This window comes from Streptomyces sp. ITFR-6 (assembly GCF_031844725.1).
Taxonomy (GTDB): Bacteria; Actinomycetota; Actinomycetes; order Streptomycetales; family Streptomycetaceae; genus Streptomyces.
The window spans coordinates 6,068,444-6,085,988 of record NZ_CP134612.1 but is presented as its reverse complement, the minus strand read 5'-3'; the positions used below and the strand labels follow the sequence as shown (position 1 = coordinate 6,085,988).

General features: G+C 71.4%; 15 protein-coding genes. 9 read left to right on the top strand and 6 right to left on the bottom strand.

Translation table 11 applies throughout. The features are described from left to right. Positions 1-13 precede the first annotated feature (13 nt). Positions 14-1,192 carry a steroid 3-ketoacyl-CoA thiolase gene (locus RLT59_RS27775; protein WP_311305908.1) on the bottom strand — a complete coding sequence of 393 codons (1,179 nt, stop codon included), beginning with the start codon at positions 1,190-1,192 and terminating at the stop codon, positions 14-16. A gap of 317 nt (positions 1,193-1,509) precedes the next feature. Between RLT59_RS27775 and RLT59_RS27770 the strand changes: the two genes are divergently transcribed. After that, complete coding sequence (locus RLT59_RS27770) at positions 1,510-2,760, top strand: cytochrome P450 (protein ID WP_311305907.1); 1,251 nt, start codon at positions 1,510-1,512, stop codon at positions 2,758-2,760. Positions 2,761-2,827: 67 nt separating this feature from the next. Here RLT59_RS27770 and RLT59_RS27765 read toward each other — a convergent pair whose 3' ends face one another. Then, positions 2,828-4,897: a bifunctional glycosyltransferase 87/phosphatase PAP2 family protein gene (locus RLT59_RS27765; RefSeq protein WP_399126217.1), complete on the bottom strand. Its 2,070-nt coding sequence runs from the start codon at positions 4,895-4,897 to the stop codon at positions 2,828-2,830. A 276-nt stretch (positions 4,898-5,173) separates the two neighbouring features. Here RLT59_RS27765 and RLT59_RS27760 point away from each other — a divergent pair, with 276 nt between their 5' ends. Further along, complete coding sequence (locus tag RLT59_RS27760; protein ID WP_311307882.1) at positions 5,174-6,253, top strand: DUF2330 domain-containing protein; 1,080 nt, start codon at positions 5,174-5,176, stop codon at positions 6,251-6,253. Positions 6,254-6,262: 9 nt separating this feature from the next. Here RLT59_RS27760 and RLT59_RS27755 read toward each other — a convergent pair whose 3' ends face one another. Beyond that, entirely contained in the window at positions 6,263-7,363 is a 1,101-nt protein-coding gene (locus RLT59_RS27755) for a serpin family protein (protein ID WP_311305906.1), read from the bottom strand. 59 nt (positions 7,364-7,422) lie between these two features. Here RLT59_RS27755 and RLT59_RS27750 point away from each other — a divergent pair, with 59 nt between their 5' ends. Next, complete coding sequence (locus RLT59_RS27750; protein ID WP_311305905.1) at positions 7,423-7,935, top strand: GNAT family N-acetyltransferase; 513 nt, start codon at positions 7,423-7,425, stop codon at positions 7,933-7,935. Positions 7,936-7,948: 13 nt separating this feature from the next. Here RLT59_RS27750 and RLT59_RS27745 read toward each other — a convergent pair whose 3' ends face one another. Then, positions 7,949-9,991: an MDR family MFS transporter gene (locus tag RLT59_RS27745; protein ID WP_311305904.1), complete on the bottom strand. Its 2,043-nt coding sequence runs from the start codon at positions 9,989-9,991 to the stop codon at positions 7,949-7,951. A 136-nt stretch (positions 9,992-10,127) separates the two neighbouring features. Between RLT59_RS27745 and RLT59_RS27740 the strand changes: the two genes are divergently transcribed. Both RLT59_RS27740 and RLT59_RS27735 read left to right on the top strand, forming a co-directional pair. Then, positions 10,128-11,279, top strand: coding sequence for a peptidoglycan-binding domain-containing protein (locus tag RLT59_RS27740; protein ID WP_311305903.1), 1,152 nt, complete (start codon positions 10,128-10,130; stop codon positions 11,277-11,279). 250 nt (positions 11,280-11,529) lie between these two features. After that, positions 11,530-12,195, top strand: a complete 666-nt coding sequence (locus tag RLT59_RS27735; protein WP_311305902.1) for an HAD-IA family hydrolase — start codon at positions 11,530-11,532, stop codon at positions 12,193-12,195. 39 nt (positions 12,196-12,234) lie between these two features. On the opposite strand, the gene RLT59_RS27730 is transcribed toward RLT59_RS27735, so the two are convergent. Further along, the gene (locus RLT59_RS27730) at positions 12,235-12,996 is read right to left on the bottom strand and encodes an ABC transporter permease (protein WP_311305901.1); all 762 of its coding nucleotides are present in this window, start codon (positions 12,994-12,996) and stop codon (positions 12,235-12,237) included. A gap of 281 nt (positions 12,997-13,277) precedes the next feature. Here RLT59_RS27730 and RLT59_RS27725 point away from each other — a divergent pair, with 281 nt between their 5' ends. From RLT59_RS27725 to RLT59_RS27710, 4 genes are all read left to right on the top strand, one after another. Then, positions 13,278-13,922: an HNH endonuclease family protein gene (locus tag RLT59_RS27725; RefSeq protein ID WP_311305900.1), complete on the top strand. Its 645-nt coding sequence runs from the start codon at positions 13,278-13,280 to the stop codon at positions 13,920-13,922. Between the two features lie 141 nt (positions 13,923-14,063). Then, positions 14,064-15,836, top strand: coding sequence for an alkaline phosphatase D family protein (locus tag RLT59_RS27720; protein ID WP_311305899.1), 1,773 nt, complete (start codon positions 14,064-14,066; stop codon positions 15,834-15,836). Positions 15,837-15,918: 82 nt separating this feature from the next. Further along, positions 15,919-16,377 carry a DoxX family protein gene (locus tag RLT59_RS27715; protein ID WP_311305898.1) on the top strand — a complete coding sequence of 153 codons (459 nt, stop codon included), beginning with the start codon at positions 15,919-15,921 and terminating at the stop codon, positions 16,375-16,377. 269 nt (positions 16,378-16,646) lie between these two features. After that, complete coding sequence (locus RLT59_RS27710; protein WP_311305897.1) at positions 16,647-17,327, top strand: DedA family protein; 681 nt, start codon at positions 16,647-16,649, stop codon at positions 17,325-17,327. On the opposite strand, the gene RLT59_RS27705 is transcribed toward RLT59_RS27710, so the two are convergent. Then, entirely contained in the window at positions 17,314-17,538 is a 225-nt protein-coding gene (locus tag RLT59_RS27705; RefSeq protein ID WP_311305896.1) for a DUF2277 domain-containing protein, read from the bottom strand. The genes RLT59_RS27710 and RLT59_RS27705 overlap by 14 nt on opposite strands. Positions 17,539-17,545 lie beyond the last annotated feature (7 nt).

Sequence of the window (17,545 nt, the reverse complement as noted above, 5' to 3'; positions counted from 1 at the left end):
CCCGCAGGGGGCGTTACAGGCGTTGGATGATCGTTCCGGTCGCCAGCGCTCCGCCCGCGCACATGGTGATCAGCGCGAACTCCTTGTCCCTGCGCTCAAGTTCGTGCAGGGCCGTGGTGATCAGCCTGGCGCCGGTGGCGCCGACCGGGTGGCCGAGCGCGATCGCGCCGCCGTTCACGTTGACCTTCGCGAGCCCGGCGAGGTCCCGTTCGAAGACCTGGGCCCAGCTCAGCACGACCGAGGCGAAGGCCTCGTTGATCTCCACGATGTCGATGTCCTTGAGCGACATCCCGGCCTTGCCGAGCACCGCGCGGGTGGCGTCCACGGGGCCGTCGAGGTGGAAGTGCGGGTCGGAGCCGACGAGTGCCTGGGCCACGATCCGGGCCCTCGGCTTGAGCTTGAGGGCCCGCGCCATGCGCTTGGACGCCCACATGATCGCGCAGGCGCCGTCGGATATCTGCGAGGAGTTGCCCGCGGTGTGGATGGCGGTGGGCATCACGGGCTTGAGCCCGCCGAGCCCCTCCATCGAGGTGTCGCGCAGCCCCTCGTCGCGGTCGACCAGCCGCCACATGCCCTGTCCGGCGGCCTGCTCCTCCTCCGTGGTGGGCACCTGGACCGCGTAGGTCTCGCGTTTGAAGCGCTCCTCCGCCCAGGCGGCGGCCGCCCGCTCCTGGGAGAGGAGGCCGAGCGAGTCCACGTTGTCGCGGGTGAGGCCGCGCTTGCGGGCGATGCGCTCGGCGGCCTCGAACTGGTTGGGCAGGTCGACGTTCCACTCGTCGGGCCAGGGCTTGCCCGGTCCGTGCTTGGAGCCGCTGCCGAGCGGCACCCGCGACATCGCCTCGACCCCGCAGCTGATGCCGACGTCGATCACCCCGGCCGCGATCATGTTGGCGACCATGTGGGAGGCCTGCTGCGAGGAGCCGCACTGACAGTCCACGGTCGTCGCGGCGGTCTCGTACGGGAGCCCCACGGTGAGCCAGGCGTTGCGCGCGGGGTTCATGGACTGCTCGCCGGCGTGCGTGACGGTGCCGCCGACGATCTGTTCGACGCAGTCGGCGTGGATGCCGGTCCGGCCGAGAAGTTCGCGGTAGGTCTCACCCAGCAGATAGGCGGGGTGCAGATTGGCGAGCGCGCCTCCGCGCCTGCCGATGGGGGTGCGTACGGCTTCGACGATGACGGGTTCCGCGGCCATGAGCTCGTCCTCTCCTCGCACTTCCGCAGAGGCGTCCCGGCGCCCACGGAAGGAACTAGTACGCGTTCTAGTTCTTCGTGCAGTCTTATGAGGATTACCCTCGGTACGCAAGAGGCTTGCACGGACCTCGCCCTTGCTTCACCGTCGGCACCCACCACAAACCGGCCTGGCTCACGGATGCTTCACGCAACAGATCAGGCCATGCCTCTTGTCAGTTGTGGAACTCGTTACTACCTTTCGGGCAACTTCTGATGGGTCGTCAGACAAAGCTCGGGCGGCTCTCGGACCGACCTGGCGTTCTTGACCTGGAGCTGCCGATGCCCTGCCCCCATCTGCCCGAAGGGTTCGACTTCACCGATCCCGACCTGCTCCAATCACGCGTTCCGCACCCGGAGTTCGCCCTGATGCGGGAGACCGCGCCGGTCTGGTGGTGCACCCAGCCCGCCGGTATCTCCGGCTTCGACGACGAGGGTTACTGGGTCGTCACCCGGCACGCGGACGTCAAGTACGTATCGACCCATCCCGAGCTGTTCTCGTCGAACACCAACACCGCGGTGATCCGCTTCAACGAGACGATCAGCCGCGACCAGATCGATGTCCAGAAGCTGATCATGCTGAACATGGACCCGCCCGAGCACACCCGGGTCCGCCAGATCGTCCAGCGCGGTTTCACCCCGCGCGCCGTCCGCTCGCTCGAAAAGGCGCTGCGCAGCCGGGCGCGCTCGATCGTGGAGACGGCGCAGGCGGGCGCGGACGAGGACGGCTCCTTCGACTTCGTCAACAACATCGCCGTCGAACTGCCCCTCCAGGCCATCGCCGAGCTGATCGGCGTACCGCAGGAGGACCGGAGCAGGATCTTCGACTGGTCCAACAAGATGGCCTCGTACGACGATCCGGAGTACGCGATCACCGAGGAGATCGGCGCCGAGGCGGCCATGGAGCTGGTCTCGTACTCGATGAACCTCGCGGCGGCGCGCAAGGAGTGCCCGGCCAAGGACATCGTCTCCCAGCTGGTCGCCGCGGAGGGCGAGGGCAACCTGCTGTCCGACGAGTTCGGCTTCTTCGTCATCCTGCTCGCCGTGGCCGGAAACGAGACCACCCGCAACGCGATCAGCCACGGCATGCACGCCTTCCTCACCCACCCCGAGCAGTGGGAGCTGTACAAGCGCGAGCGGCCCGAGACGACCGCGGAGGAGATCGTCCGCTGGGCGACCCCCGTGGTCTCCTTCCAGCGGACCGCCACCCAGGACCTCGAACTGGGCGGGCAGCAGATCAAGAAGGGCGACCGGGTCGGGCTGTTCTACTCCTCGGCCAATAACGACCCCGAGGTCTTCGAGAGCCCGGAGAAGTTCGACATCACCCGCGACCCCAATCCGCACCTCGGCTTCGGCGGCGGCGGCCCGCACTTCTGCCTGGGCAAGTCCCTCGCCGTCATGGAGATCAACCTGATCTTCAACGCCATCGCGGACGTCCTGCCCGACCTGCGGCTGGTGAGCGACCCGCGCCGGCTGCGGTCCGCCTGGCTCAACGGCATCAAGCAGCTCCAGGTGAGCAGCACGAACGCCTGAGAGCAGCACGGAAGCGCTGAACAGCACGAAAGCCGCGTAGGCGTACCCCAGCTCGCCGCCTGCGCGGCTACGGCTTTCCGGCCACCGCCGCCTTCAGGGGGTTCCCGGCCCCGTCGCCGTCCCCGTCCTTGGCCGCCGGCTGCTGGAGCCGGCGCGGTCCCGACAGCGCGTAGGTCAGCCCGAAGCCGAGCGCGACCACCGCCGCCCCGCCCACCGCGTCGAGGACCCAGTGGTTGCCCGTCGCGATGATCGCGGAGACCGTGAACAGCGGGTGCAGCACCCCGAGGAGCTTCATCCAGACCTTCGGGGCGAGCATCACGATCACCACACCGCACCACAGCGACCAGCCGAAGTGCAGCGAGGGCATCGCGGCGTACTGGTTCGTCACGCCCGTCAGCGTGCCGTAGTCCGGCTTCGCGAAGTCCTGGACGCCGTGGACGGTGTCGATGAAGCCGAGCCCCGGCATCAGCCTCGGCGGGGCCAGCGGGTAGAGCCAGAACCCGACCAGGGCCAGGACCGTGGCGAATCCGATGGAGCTACGGACCCAGCGGTAGTCCGGGGGGCGGCGCACGTACAGCACCGCGAGGATCGCCAGCGGCACGATGAAGTGGAACGTCGAGTAGTAGTAGTCGAAGAAGTCCCGCAGCCAGCCGACCTTGACCACCGCGTGGTTGGCCCAGTGCTCCATGTCGATGTGCATCCACTGCTCGGCCGAGTGGATCTGCCGGCCGTGGTGCTCGGCGGTGGCACGGCCCGCCGTCGCGGCCAGCCTGACGTGCTGGTACGCCGAGTAGATGACCCGGATCAGCAGGAGTTCCAACAGCAGGTTGGGCCGGCTGAGCACCCGCCGCCAGAACGGCAGCAGCGGCACCCGGCCCCAGCGGGCCGGGACGGGGGCCGCGTAGTCGGTGGGGACCGGCTGCTGCCAGTAGGGCGAGGTACGCGGCAGGAACGGGGCGACGCAGGCGGCCCCGAGCGCGGCGATCAACAGCACGTTGTCGCGTACCGGGAACATCGACTCGATGTTCGGCAGCAGCATCTTGCCGGGCAGCGTGATCACCAGGACCACGACGGCCGGCCACACCATCCGGTCCGAGGCCCGGGTGCCGACCCGGCCGACCACCGCGAGCAGCACCCACAGCAGCTGGTGCTGCCAGGCGGTCGGTGAGACGGCGACGACGACACAGCCGGTGACGGCCACCGCGAGCAGCAGCTGACCGTCGCGCGCGTACCGTGCGGCGCGGCGCAGACCGAGGAAGCAGACCGCCGCCGCGAGCACCACGAAGAGCGCGATCTCCAGCGGGCCCGCCAGTCCGAACCGGAGCAGCGCGCCGTGCAGGGACTGGTTGGCGAGGCTGTCGGCCTGGTCGCCGAGGCCGGCCCCGGCGACGTGGTGCACCCAGTACGTCCACGAGTCGTGCGGCATCGCCGCCCAGGCCAGTGCCGTGCAGGCGGCGAACGCGGCGCCGCCGGTCAGCGCCGCCCGGCGTCTCCCGGTCAGCCAGAGCAGCGCGGCGAACAGCAGGACGGTGGGCTGGAGCGCGGCCGCGATGCCGATCAGGACGCCGGAGGCGCGCTCGCCTCTGACGACGAAGCAGCCGACGAGCACCAGGAGGACCGGCAGGATGCTGGTCTGGCCGAGGTAGAGGGTGTTGCGGACCGGCAGCGAGAGCATCAGCAGGGTGATCGCGACGGGTGCGGCGAACAGCGCGGTGCGTCTCTTGACCGGTCCGGGCAGGGCGCGCGCCGCGATGACGCCGAGCGCGGCGACGAGCAGCAGCGAGCCGAAGGTCCAGGCGACCCCGAGGCTCTGTTCCGCGGTCCGGGTCAGCGGTTTCAGCACCAGACCGGCGAAGGGGGTGCCGGCGAACCGGTCGGTGTCGTACAGCGAGCCCGTCACATGAAGCACACCGTTCTCACCGGTCCAGGTCTCCAGATCGGTGAGCCGTTCACCAGGCGGCTGCCGCAGCACCACCGCCATCTGCCGGACAGCCAACGCGGCCACAACCAGCCAGAGAACAGCTCGGGCCGCCCCGGTCCTCGTCCCTGCCGTCCCCTCTCCGCGCACACTGTGCTCCGCATTCGCCACGCTGCGCCGACCCTCCTGCCGTCTTGTGCCGACCCTCGATTCGGGCATGCTGTGAAACCTTCGCATTGCGCTATGAGGTAGACACAATCAACCCCCTCTTCGCCTGACTGTCATCCGGCTTTTGTCCGAAAGAATGTCCGGCGGCCCGGCCGGTCCGGGGCCGGATGGCCGGAACCGACGGGGCCGCCCCCCACGTCTGAGCCCGTGACCAGGGCCTGGGGCGGCCCTCAAGGGGGAGGAGCCGGGATGCGGTGGGCGGGGACGGATCAAGGGGTACGGGCCGGGACGCGGGCCTGGGCGGTCCGCGCGCTGTCCCTCGTCATGATGCTGGTGTCGTTGCAGATCGGCTCGTTGATCGCACCGGCGTACGCCTGCGGCTGCGGGGCGATGGTGGTGGACCGGAACAGCCAGGTCTCGGTGGACCGGGAGACCTCCGTGGTCAGCTGGTCGGGCGGCGCCGAGCAGATCGTTATGCAGCTCACCGTCCGGGGGAACGCGCCGGAGGCGGCGTGGATCATGCCGGTGCCGCACCGCGCCACGGTCGGGCTGGGTGACGCCTCACTCTTCTCCGAGCTCGAAACCCTCACCGCGCCGGTCCGCGAGACCAGGCACTACTTCTGGCCACACGCCGACGACTGGCCGTTCGGCGGTTCGGGCAGCACCTCGGGGGACTCCGCCGCCCCCTCGGCCGCCGCGCCGGTCGGGGTGGTGGGCCGGGAGCGGCTCGGGCCGTTCGACGTGGCCCGGCTGACCGCGACCGATCCGACGGCCCTGGCGGGCTGGCTGACGGAGAACGGCTTCGAGCTCCCTGACCGGCTGTCGACGGCGCTGCGGCCCTATGTCGAGCAGAAGTGGGAGTACGTGGCGATCCGCCTCGCCCCGCGCGAGAAGGGCGGTCCGCTGCTCGGCCGGCTCGATCCGCTGCGGCTGCGTTTCGCCAGCGAAGAGCCGGTCTACCCGATGCGGCTGTCCCGGCTCGCCACGACACCGCAGTCGCTGGGCCTGTACGTGCTGGCGGCGCACCGGATGGAGCCGCGCGGCCGGATCGGCGGGCGGGCGCCGGAGGTGACCTACGCGGAGCGGGTCGACACCGGGCGGGACGGCGGCGCGTACCCGGCGCTGGACGAGCTGACAGGCGGGAAGCCGGTGTTCCTCACGGCGATCAGCCAGTCGTTCTCGCGGCCGGAGCGGATCGACGGTGACCACGAGCTGCGGGCAACGGCCGCCGACACCCCGTACCGGACCACGTACTACCGGGACGAGCTGCTGACCGTGGGGCCCGTTCCGGCCTGGGTGCTGACGCTGCTCGGTGCCGTCGCGGCGGTGCTGCTGGTGGCGCGCTCCCGGCGGCGGCGACCGGTGACACCGCCGCCGCCGGTCATGGCGCCGCCACCGCTGCGGTGAGTGCCGGGCTCAGCCCTCCACCGGGGTGTCCGCCTGCCAGCCCGTGAAGAGCGGGACCTCACCGCTGCCGTCGAGGACCACGATCCCGAACGGGCGGTCGAAGGCGATGCGCAGGAAGCGCTTCGGCACGGGCACCGCGCCCCCGGGTGCGGCGATGACGGTCACCGCCGCGGCCTCCACGCCCTCCTCCGCGACCTTCACCACGGCCTCCTGCACCACCTGGGAGATCATCAGCGGCTCGGGCGAGATCCACGCGAAATCCGCGCGGGGAGTCGTGGCGACCCGGATCCCGAGCGCCGCCAGCTGCTCGGTCACCTGAACGTTCGTACGCAGGGTGAACCGAGGGACCGCGATACTCAGGACGTCCGTGTCCAGCGGGGTGCGCAGGGACTGCGGCGCCCAGGCCGCGGGCAGTACGTCGGCCGCCCCCGCGCCCGGCTCCCCCAGCACCAGCCGGACCCGGGCCGGGGCGCCGCCGGGGCGCTCGGTGCGGCAGCGCAGCTCGACGACCTGGGTGCCGCGCACCGTCCAGCCGTCCCACGGATCGCGCCCCGCGCACATGGTCGGCACCGCGCGGCTCACCCCGGCCGCGTCGGTGAACGGCAGCTCCCGGGTGTCCCCCGGATCGAACGGCTCGTCCCACCGCGCCTTCAGCGCCAGCACGTTGACGAGCACCAGGAGCATCTCCTCGCTGATGTCCAGCGGCAGCCGCTCGATCAGGCCGCCGGTGGCCTCCCGTACCCAGGCGTCGATCCCGGTGACGTCCATCGGCCCGAACGCGATGTCCGCCAGCGCCTCCCGGTACTCCCGGTAGACCGGCACCCGGGTCCACACCCGCGTCGCCACCCCCAGCGCGTCGGTGGCCGCGAGCTCGCGCACCCCGGCCGTCACCGCGTCCGCGGCCTGCCGTTCGGCCACCCCGAGCACCGTCCGCAGTTCGTCGGCGGTCTCCCCGCGCGCGCCCGCCGCGAGTACGGCCAGGGCCAGCCAGAGCCCGGCAGGCGAGCACACGAAGCTCGCGCCGCCGGGCGCCGCCAGCTCCCGTATCCACCGCTCACCGAGCCGCTGGACCGCCCCGGCCCCCGTCGTCGATACCGTCTCCCGCGTCACCGTTGCCCCCTGCACTCAAATCGCTTTCCGCGCAGTTGCGCGGAAGACAGAATGGCCCAATGCCGTGGACCGTGACGCCCGAACGCTTCGACTCCCCCGATGGCGCGCTGCTGCGCCGGGACTACTACGACGAGGTCGCGAGCCGCTACTGGGGGCGGCCGGCGACCGAGGAGGAGATCGACGAGGGGCTCACCGACGACGGTGCCGCGCTGCTGACCCCGCCGACCGGCGAGTTCGTCGTCGGCCGGTTCGACGGGAAGGCGGCGGGCTGTGCCGGGCTGATCGTGAAGGGGACGGCGGACGGGGCGTCCGGGCCCGGCGAGGTCGCGGAACTCACCCGGGTGTTCGTACGCCCGGAGGTGCGCGGCACGGGCGGCGGCGGGCTGCTGCTCGCGGCGATCGAGGACCGGGCGCGGGCCTGGGGTGTCCGGCTGATCCGGCTCGACACCCGTGACGACCTGGTCGAGGCGCGCGGGCTGTACGCGAAGCACGGCTACCGGGCGGTCCCGGCGTTCCACCGCCGCAGGTACGCGGACCACTGGTTCGCCAAGGAACTCAGCCCCGCCGTGTGACGGGTCCCCGCGCTCAGGCCTGGTGGTCCCGCTTCGGCTCCGGGCTGTGCGGCCGTTCCCTGCTCGATCCGCTCGTCTCGGCCGTCAGCTCCGAGATCAGGGCGACCAGGTCGGTCGGCCGGTCCGGCCCCCACCAGTCGCCCAGCAGCTCCGCCAGGGACTCCTCCCGGGCCTGCGAGAGCTTCACGACGGCCTCCGCGCCGGGTTCGGTGAGCACCAGCTGCATCCCCACCCGGCGGGCCAGCCCGCGTTCCTCCAGCTGCCGGCCCGCCTCGCTGATCACCCGCAGCGGCACCGGGGCGATCTCGGCGAGCCGGGCGGGCTCCACGGTGCCGTGCCGTTTGATGCGCAGCAGCATCCAGCTCGCGGCGGGCGGCAGGTCGAAGCCGGCCTTCTCGGTGATCTTCACGTAGACCTCGCGGCGCCCCTCCCTGGTGGCCAGTACCGAGAGGGCGCGGGCGCATTCGTCGTACGAGGACCGCTCGACCGGGTTCGACGCCAAGGTCTCGCTGGGGTCGGGGGCGGTCACCGAACCCCGCAGCTTGTCCTCCTTGAGCAGCCAGGCGAAGACGAAGGCGATCAGGACGACGGGGGCCGCGTACAGGAACACGTCGGTGATCGACGTCGAGTACGCGTGGATCACCGGGCCCCGGAGCGCGGGCGGCAGCTGGCCGAGGGCGCGCGGGTCGGCGGACAGACTGCCCGTGCTGACCCCGGGCGGCAGGGGCCGCCCGTCGAGCGCCGCACCGAGGTTGTCGGTGAGCCGGTTGGTGAAGATGGTGCCGAAGATGGCGACACCGAACGAGGCGCCGATGGAACGGAAGAAGGTCGCCCCGGAGGTGGCGACGCCGAGATCCTGGTAGCTCACGGCGTTCTGCACGATCAGGACGAGCACCTGCATCACCAGGCCGAGTCCCGCACCGAAGACGAAGAAGTAGAGGCTCATCTCCAGGGTGCTGCTGCTCTCCGTGAGCCGGTGCAGGAGCAGCAGGCCGATCGCCGTGATGCCGGTGCCGAGGATCGGGAAGATCTTCCAGCGGCCCGTCCGGCTGACGATCTGGCCGGACCCGGTCGAGGTGAGGAGCAGGCCGAACACCATCGGCAGCATGTGGACACCGGACATCGTCGGCGAGATGTCGTGCACCACCTGGAGGAAGGTCGGCAGGTAGGTCATCGCGCCGAACATCGCGAAGCCGATGACGAAGCTGATCACGGCGACGAGGCTGAAGGTCCTGATCCGGAACAGCTTCAGCGGCAGTACGGGTTCGGCGGCGCGCCGTTCCACGTACACGAAGGCGACCAGCAGCAGCACGCTGAGCACGGCCAGGCCGATGATCTGCGCCGAGCCCCAGGGCCAGGTGGTGCCGCCGAGCGAGGCGACCAGGACCAGACAGGTGGCGACCGAGGCGATGAGGAAGGTGCCCAGGTAGTCGATGGTGTGCTTCGTCCGGCGGACCGGGATGTGCAGCACGGCGGCGATCACGGCGAGGGCGATGACGCCGATGGGGAGGTTGATGTAGAAGACCCAGCGCCAGCTGAGCTGCTCGGTGAAGAAGCCGCCGAGCAGCGGCCCGAGCACGCTCGTCATGCCGAACACCGCTCCGAAGAGGCCCTGGTACTTGCCTCGTTCGCGCGGCGGGACGATGTCTCCGACGATCGCCATCGACAGCACGATCAGACCGCCACCGCCGAGCCCCTGGAGGGCGCGGAAGCCGATCAGCTGAGGCATGTTCTGGGCGATGCCGCAGAGCGCGGAGCCGATCAGGAAGATGACGATGGCGATCTGGAAGAGCCGTTTGCGCCCGTACTGGTCACCGAGCTTGCCCCAGAGCGGCGTGGCGGCGGTCGATGCCAGCAGATAGGCCGTGACCACCCATGACAGGTGTTCCAAGCCGCCGAGGTCGCTGACGATGGTCGGCAGCGCGGTGGAGACGATGGTCTGGTCGAGTGCGGCGAGCAGCATGCCGAGGAGCAGGGCGCCGATCGCCACCAGGACCGACCGGGTGGAGCGGTTCTCACCCAGGGCCGGGGCCGGAGGGCTCAACTGCTGGGCCATGTGACATCTCCTCGGATCCGCTGGACACCCATCCTGGCCGCTTTGTGCCGTTATGGCCTGCCGAGGGGCCGCACGATTGGGCTTCCCGGCGGCGGGCTGCATAATCGCAGGCAGTTCAAGGGGGAGGGGACCCACAATGACCGGACATATCTGCCCGGAGTGCGGTACGGACAGCAGACCCGGCACCGGACCCGGCTGCGGCTGCGCGCCCCGGGGCGGCGCCCGACAGCCGTGGGGCGGCGGGCAGCGGCACGTCACGCGGGAGCAGCGGGCGGCCGAACAGCACCGCGTCGTCCAGGAGCACCACGCCGGGCGGTCGGCCGAGTTCGCGGCGGCGGAGGACTTCGACCCGCTGCGCATCCGGCCGTACGTGACGCTGGGGGGCGAGGAGACGGTGGGGGCCGAGGAGACGACGGCCGGCCCGGACGGCTCGACGGCATACCCGGCAGAGGGCTCGACGGGGTACCCGGCAGAGGGCTCGACGGGGTACCCGGCAGAGGGCCATGCGGGGGACGCGGCCACCACGATGCCGCTGTTCCTGGACCCGGCGGGGCCCGGACCGTTGCACACTCCGGGCAGTCCGGACGACCACCCGGGCACCCCCGCCCCGACCGCAGACCCGGTGCGGCCGCGCCGCCGCAGCCCCTTCGCCGCGCTGGCCGCGGGGGCGGCCGTCGCAGCGGTGATGGGTACGGCGGCCTTCGTCGGCGGGCTGTTCAACGGGGACGGCAACGGGGACGCCGATCTGGACCCGGTCCTGCCCTCCACGGTGACCAGCCTCCCCGAGGAGAGCGCCGCGCCGTCACCCTCGACGACGGCGTCCGCCTCCGCGTCGCCGTCCCGGTCCGCCCCGGCGTCACCGTCCGCCTCCACCGGCGCGTCCGCGTCCGCCTCGGCATCCGGATCCGGGTCACCGTCGGCGAGCACCTCGGCGTCCGCGTCGGCGTCCACCGGCCCCTCGGCCCCGGCCACCGCCTCCTCCCCGGTGTCCACCGGGGACCCTGCGGGCACCGACGGCACCGAACCGGCGGCCCCGCCCGCACTGTCGGCGGAGGGCGGCACGCTGCGCCGAGGCGACCACGGCCCGGAGGTGGCCGAGTTGCAGCGCCGGCTCCAGGAGATCGGGCTGTTCATGAGCACGGCCGACGCCGACTACACGGACCGCGTGGAGGACGCCGTACACCGCTACCAGCGGTACATGTACATCCAGGGCGACGACGACGGGGTCTACGGGCCGAACACCCGACGGGCCCTGGAGGCGATCACGACGGGCCACGGACGCTACTGACCCGCCTGCGGACGCCAAGGGCTGTCCGCCTTCCGCACCCCGCCCCTACCCCTGCCCCGGTCCGGCCGCCCCTCGGTCCCGCTCCCGCCAGGGATTCGCTTTCCCCGGCAGGTTTTTGTATCGTGATGGAACAAAGTGGCCCCCAAACGCACTCCCTGACCGGCGGGCGGGGGCCGCTTGTTCTCTTTCCCGTGTCCTCTTCCCGGGGCCCACGTGTCCCCGCACCGCCACCCCGCCCTGGAGCCCGCCCATGCCGGCCACCGTTCTCACCGCCCGCGCCCTGCTGCTCGACATGGACGGCACCCTGGTGAACTCCGACGCCGTCGTGGAGCGCTGCTGGCGGCGCTGGGCACTGCGGCACGGACTGGATCCGGAGGCAGCGCTCAAGGTGGTCCACGGCCGGCAGGGGTACGCCACCATGGCGGTACTCCTCCCGGACCGCCCGGTGGAGCAGAACTACGCGGACAACCGGGTGATGCTCGCGGAGGAGACCGCCGACACCGAGGGCGTCGTCCCGGTCGGCGGCGCCGGCGTCTTCATGGACGCGATCGCCGCGCTCCCGCACGCCCTGGTCACCTCGGCCGACCAGGCGCTGGCCCAGGCCAGGATGACCGCGGCCGGGCTGCGGATGCCCGAGCTGAAGGTGACCGCCGAGAGCGTGGGTGCCAGCAAGCCGGACCCGGAGGGCTTCCTCAAGGGCGCTGCCGGGCTGGGCTTCGATCCGGCGGACTGCATCGTCTTCGAGGACTCGGAGGCGGGCATCGCGGCCGGCCGGGCGGCGGGCATGCGCGTCGTGGGCGTGGGCCCGCGCGCGGCGGCACTCTCCCCGGACGCGCACGTCGAGGACCTGACTCAGATCCGGGTCGAGGCGGCGGCCGACGGATCGATCCTGCTGCACATCAGCGGCGCCCGGTAGCCCGAAGGACCGGCCCTGCCGGGTTGCCCCTGCCGCACATCAGCGCCCGTTGGCCGACACCCCTGTCCCGTCACGGTGCAGCCGTCCCCGCGCCACCAGTTCCAGCACGGTCGCGACGGCCGCCGCCTGTACGGCCATCAGCGCCACCAGCACGAACAGTTGCACGGCGCCCGCCTGTACGGGTGAGGCGCCGCCCAGCAGCATGCCGACGAAGGCCCCGGGCAGCGTGACGAGCCCGACCGTCCAGGTCTGGTCGAGCCCCGGCAGCAACGCGTCCGACGCGGCGGGCCCGGCGATCTCCAGCCGCGCGTCGCGGTCCGGGAGGCCGAGCGCCATCGCCGCCTCCACCTCCCCGTGCCGGGCCGTCAGCTCATCGAGCGCCCGCCGCCCGCCGAGCACCGTCGCGGTCAGGGCGCCCCCGATCAGGATGCCGGTCACCGGGATCAGCGCGATGCCACGGACCGGCACGAGCCCGGTGAGCAGCAGCGCCACGACCACCGGCACGACCCCCGCCCCGATCGGCACGGCCACCCACTTCCAGCTGCGGTCTCCGGTGACGCGGCGACCCGCCGTCCACACCGCGACGCCGAACATCAACGCGATGAACGCGAACGTCGGCGCGAAGGCGTGCACCACCCAGCCGATGAGCGAGGAGACCGCCGCGAGCTGCACCGCCGCCCGCAGCCCGGCCAGGACGATCTGCCGCGACCGGCCGAGCGAGGCGTAACCGGCGATGCCGGCGGCCGCCGCGAGCAGCAGGGCGAGCACGACCCCGAGCGTGATGTCGACCGGTAGCAGCACGCCGCCACCCTAACGAGCCGGTGGACGCCGACGAACGCGATCCGGGCGCCCCGAGGGGCCGCCTCCCGGCACGGACCTGTCACCCCATCAGTTTCGTACGCCCGCGCACTCACTTGCGTACGCCCCCGCACCCCGACTCTCTTCGTCAGAACCCTTGATGTGACGTGCCCATGTCGCCACTCTGTTACCTGGCGCCCACCCCACGGAAACCTGGCGCCGCCACGATGGCCGGGCCGTTCCGCACGACCGGGCCAAGGTCCCCCCACATCAAGGGAGTTCGCATGTCAGGTGTCTACGCGCGTCGCATAGCCGTCCTCGCCGCATCCGCCGCCCTCGCCGCAACCACCGGGCTGCTCACCGCTCCCAGCGCCCAGGCCGCCATGCCCACACCGGTGGCCGCGTCCACCGCCCGCACCTATCTGAGCCAGCTGACCGTGCAGGCGGAAGGTTCCTCCAGCGGATACAGCAGGGACAAGTTCCCGCACTGGATCACCCAGTCCGGCGCCTGCAACACCCGCGAGGTGGTCCTGAAGCGGGACGGCACGAACGTCACACAGGACTCCAGCTGCGCCGCCGTCAGCGGCAGTTGGTACTCGGAGTACGACGGGGCCACCTGGACCGCCGCCGCCGATCTGGACATCGACCACATGGTCCCGCTGGCCGAGGCCTGGCGTTCCGGCGCCTCAAGCTGGACCACCGCCCAACGACAGGCGTACGCCAACGACCTGACGCGCCCTCAGCTCATCGCCGTCACCGACAACGTCAACCAGTCCAAGGGCGACAAGGACCCGGCCAAGTGGCTCCCTTCGCGTGCCGCGTACAAGTGCACGTACGCACGCGCCTGGGTGCACGTGAAGCACTACTACGACCTGACCGTCGACTCGGCCGAGAAGACCGCACTGCAGTCCGCGCTCAACGGCTGCTGAACGGTCACTGAACGGCGGCCGGCCCGCTGACCCGCGACTCCGGAACCGCCCCGCACTCCCCCGTCGTTCCGTACGGTACGAACCCGCCGTACGAACACCCCGTACGGAACCGTCCGTACGGAACGACGCGAGGAGCACCACATGACTGCCGGGCTGCGCCTGGGACCGCTACTGCGGTACGTCGACTGGGAGACCGCCACCACCGCCACCGTCTGGGTGGAGGCGGACCGGCCGTGCACGGCCGTGATCAGGTGCGCGGACGGGGCCTCCGGCTCGTCCCCGACCTTCGCGGTCTCCGGCCACCACTACGCCCTGGTGGTGGTGACCGGACTGACCCCCGGCTCCACCACGGCGTACGAGGTACTGCTGGACGACCACCGGGTGTGGCCACCGGAGAACCACCGCTTCCCGGCGAGCACGATCACCACCCCGCCGATATCCACCGGCGGCGAGGAAGCCGGTGAGGACGGCGAGGCCGGTGGGGGCGCCGGGACGCCGACGGTCCGGATCGCGTTCGGCTCCTGCCGCTGGGCGGCTCCCCCCGCCGGCGGACACACGTCGGTCCGGTCCGACCCCGTCGGGCCGGACGCCCTGGACACCCTCGCCGCCCGGCTCGCCGCAGACCCCGCCGCCGCACGCCCCGATGTCCTGCTGCTCCTGGGCGACCAGGTGTACGCGGACGAGACCTCGAAGGAGACCCGGCAGCGGCTCGCGGCGCGGCGCGATCTGGACGAGCCGCCGGGAGCGGAGGTCGCGGACTACGACGAGTACACCTGCCTGTACGACGAGTCGTGGCGCGACCCCGAGGTCCGCTGGCTGCTCTCCACGGTCCCCAGCTGCATGATCTTCGACGACCACGATGTCATCGACGACTGGAACACCAGCGCCGCCTGGCTCACCGAGATCCGCTCCACCCCCTGGTGGCACGAGCGGATCGTCAGCGGACTGATGTCGTACTGGGTCTATCAGCACCTGGGCAACCTCTCCCCCGCCGAGCTGGCGGCGGACCCGCTCTACGCGGCGGTGCACGCCACCCCGGACGGCACCGAGGAGGTCCGCCGGTTCGCGGCCGGGGCCGACGCGGACCCCACCCGTACCCGCTGGAGCTACCGACGCATTTTCGGCCGAGTACGGCTGCTCATGGTCGACAGCCGCGCGGCCCGGGTACTCGACGAATCGCAGCGGGCGATGATCCATCCCGAGGAGATGCGGTGGCTGCGCGAGGAGATGCTTTCGGGGCCCGGTTCCTTCGACCATGTCCTGATCGGCACATCGCTCCCGTGGCTGCTGCCTCCATTGGTACACAACGCGGAGCAGTGGAGCTCGGCGCTGTGCCGGGGCGAGCGGGGCGGCCCCGACGGCCGTTGGGCGCGGGTCGGCGAATACCTGCGGCAACGCGCCGACCTGGAGCATTGGGCGGCCTTTCCCGATTCGTTCGGGCAGTTGACGGAGCTGATCCGGGAGGTGGGCAGCGGTCCGGAAGCCCCGGCGACGGTATGTGTGCTCTCGGGCGATGTGCACCATGCGTACATCGCGGAACCCGCCTGGCCCGCCGGGGTCCCTGACGGTGCGCCGACGGCCCGCGTCCTGCAACTGACCTGCTCTCCCGTGCACAACTCGATCCCGGGCCCGCTCAAGGGTGCCTTCCGATTCGGCTGGAGCCGGGCGGGGCGGCGGTTCGGCCGGCTGCTGGCCCGGCACGGGCGCACTGGTACAGCTCCGGTCCAGTGGCGCAAGACGGACGGGCCATGGTTCGGCAATCAGCTGATGACACTTACGTTGCATGGCCGGAAAGCTGCGCTGTCATTGGTTCAGGCCAAGTCGAAGAGGACAGGGCCCCAGCTCCAGACGGTATTCGATCGCTCGCTGACCAATGAGGGGTCATCGACTTTCAGCCAGTCAACTAAACGTTGAACTTGCAAGTAATGATGAGGTCTACCTAACCTGTGGTGCTCAGTCGGTTCACGTCCCCACTAGACCGAAGGAGCCTCCCCCCATGTACTCACGCCTGAATCAGGCCCAGCCCTACGCTCTCGCGCTCTTCCGAATCGTCGTAGGCCTGCTCTTCGCCTGCCACGGTGCCGCCTCGATCTTCGGCGTCCTGGGCGGCGCCATGGGTGGTGGATCCATACCCGCCGGCACCTGGCCAGGGTGGTACGCGGCGGTCATCCAGCTCGTCGGCGGCGGGCTCGTGGCACTGGGCCTCGGCACCCGCGTCGCGGCCCTGGTCTCGTCCGGCTCCATGGCGTACGCGTACTTCAGCGTCCACCAGTCAGGGGCGCTCTTCCCGCTGCAGAACGGCGGCGAGCCCTCCGCCGTCTACAGCTGGGTGTTCCTGCTGCTCGTCTTCACGGGTCCCGGCGCCCTGGCCCTGGACCGGCTGTTCACCGCCCGCTCCGCTCCCCTGCCCGCCGAGGAGCGCACACCCGAACCGGCCGCCCCGGTCGCCGTCTGACCCGGACGGTCCGCCGGACAGCCTCGGGTACGCCGGGAATGCCGCTTCCAGGCGTACCCGGGGCGCTCCGGCGGGACTCGCACCTCGATCGCGCGTCGAGGCACCTGCGAGTGATGGCCGAGGCTCATGCGACATACACGTGGGGTGCCCAACATCACGCATATATCTGGATCTCCAGGTGAACGGCAGGCGTACGCTGTACAGCTGGACCTGCCGCTCCTGCCGCTCCCCTGCGACGTCGCGGCGTTGTCACGAATCGGGGAGTAGAAGTGCTGGAGAGTGTGGGTGCGCTGACCGGCAGCCCATGGATCTACGTGGTGGTCGCCCTCTCGGTGCTTCTGGACGTCTTCCTTCCCGTGCTGCCCAGCGGTGTCCTCGTGATAACCGCCGCCACGGCCGCCGCGGGTACCAGCACGGTGGCCGCCGACGCCGCGGGCGCCGCCCGTCACGTCACCGAGGTTCCCTCGCTCCTGGCCCTGATCCTCTGTGCGGCCAGCGCCTCTGTGCTGGGTGACCTCGCCGCGTACCGGCTGGCCTGGCGCGGTGGCACCCGTCTGGACGCCGCCATCGCCCGCTCCCGACGTCTCACCTCCGCGCAGGAACGCCTCGGCGCCGCGCTCAACCGGGGCGGCGGCGTCCTCGTCGTCATCGCGCGCTTCGCCCCGGCCGGACGCTCGGTCGTCTCCCTGGGCGCGGGCGCCTCGCACCGCACGGCGAAGGAATTCCTGCCGTGGTCCGCGGTGGCGGGCGTCGCCTGGGCCGGCTACAGCGTGGGGCTCGGCTACTTCGGCGCGCAGTGGCTCGGCGCGAGCTGGCTGGGCACGGCGATCTCGGTCCTCGCGCTGTTCGTCGCGGGCGCGTTCGCCGCGCTGCTGATGCGGCGCCCCGCGGCGGCGGCCGCCGCGGCCGCTGCCGCCACCGTCCCGGGCTCGGTCCCTACGGCGTCCTGACACCTCCCCGCACTTCCAGACCGTCCAGCAGTCCGGCGGTCGACGCGGCGATCTCGTCGACGGCGCGGTCGAAGACTTCCCTGTTGTGCGCGGCCGGGGCGCGGAAACCGGAGACCTTGCGCACGAACTGCAGGGCGGCGGCGCGGATGTCCTCCTCCGTGGCCTCTTCGGGGAGGGACGGGGGGCGAAGGGTCTTGATACTGCGGCACATACATCAA

Excerpts from the sequence above, each read along its gene's own strand:
- RLT59_RS27740 (WP_311305903.1), top strand. The coding sequence starts at position 10,128 with ATGACCGGACATATCTGCCCGGAGTGCGGTACGGACAGCAGACCCGGC.
- RLT59_RS27720 (WP_311305899.1), top strand. The coding sequence starts at position 14,064 with ATGACTGCCGGGCTGCGCCTGGGACCGCTACTGCGGTACGTCGACTGG.
- RLT59_RS27775 (WP_311305908.1), bottom strand. The coding sequence starts at position 1,192 with ATGGCCGCGGAACCCGTCATCGTCGAAGCCGTACGCACCCCCATCGGC.
- RLT59_RS27765 (WP_399126217.1), bottom strand. The coding sequence starts at position 4,897 with ATGCCCGAATCGAGGGTCGGCACAAGACGGCAGGAGGGTCGGCGCAGC.
- RLT59_RS27715 (WP_311305898.1), top strand. The coding sequence starts at position 15,919 with ATGTACTCACGCCTGAATCAGGCCCAGCCCTACGCTCTCGCGCTCTTC.
- RLT59_RS27725 (WP_311305900.1), top strand. The coding sequence starts at position 13,278 with ATGTCAGGTGTCTACGCGCGTCGCATAGCCGTCCTCGCCGCATCCGCC.
- RLT59_RS27735 (WP_311305902.1), top strand. The coding sequence starts at position 11,530 with ATGCCGGCCACCGTTCTCACCGCCCGCGCCCTGCTGCTCGACATGGAC.
- RLT59_RS27705 (WP_311305896.1), bottom strand. The coding sequence starts at position 17,538 with ATGTGCCGCAGTATCAAGACCCTTCGCCCCCCGTCCCTCCCCGAAGAG.
- RLT59_RS27760 (WP_311307882.1), top strand. The coding sequence starts at position 5,174 with ATGCTGGTGTCGTTGCAGATCGGCTCGTTGATCGCACCGGCGTACGCC.
- RLT59_RS27745 (WP_311305904.1), bottom strand. The coding sequence starts at position 9,991 with ATGGCCCAGCAGTTGAGCCCTCCGGCCCCGGCCCTGGGTGAGAACCGC.
- RLT59_RS27750 (WP_311305905.1), top strand. The coding sequence starts at position 7,423 with ATGCCGTGGACCGTGACGCCCGAACGCTTCGACTCCCCCGATGGCGCG.
- RLT59_RS27770 (WP_311305907.1), top strand. The coding sequence starts at position 1,510 with ATGCCCTGCCCCCATCTGCCCGAAGGGTTCGACTTCACCGATCCCGAC.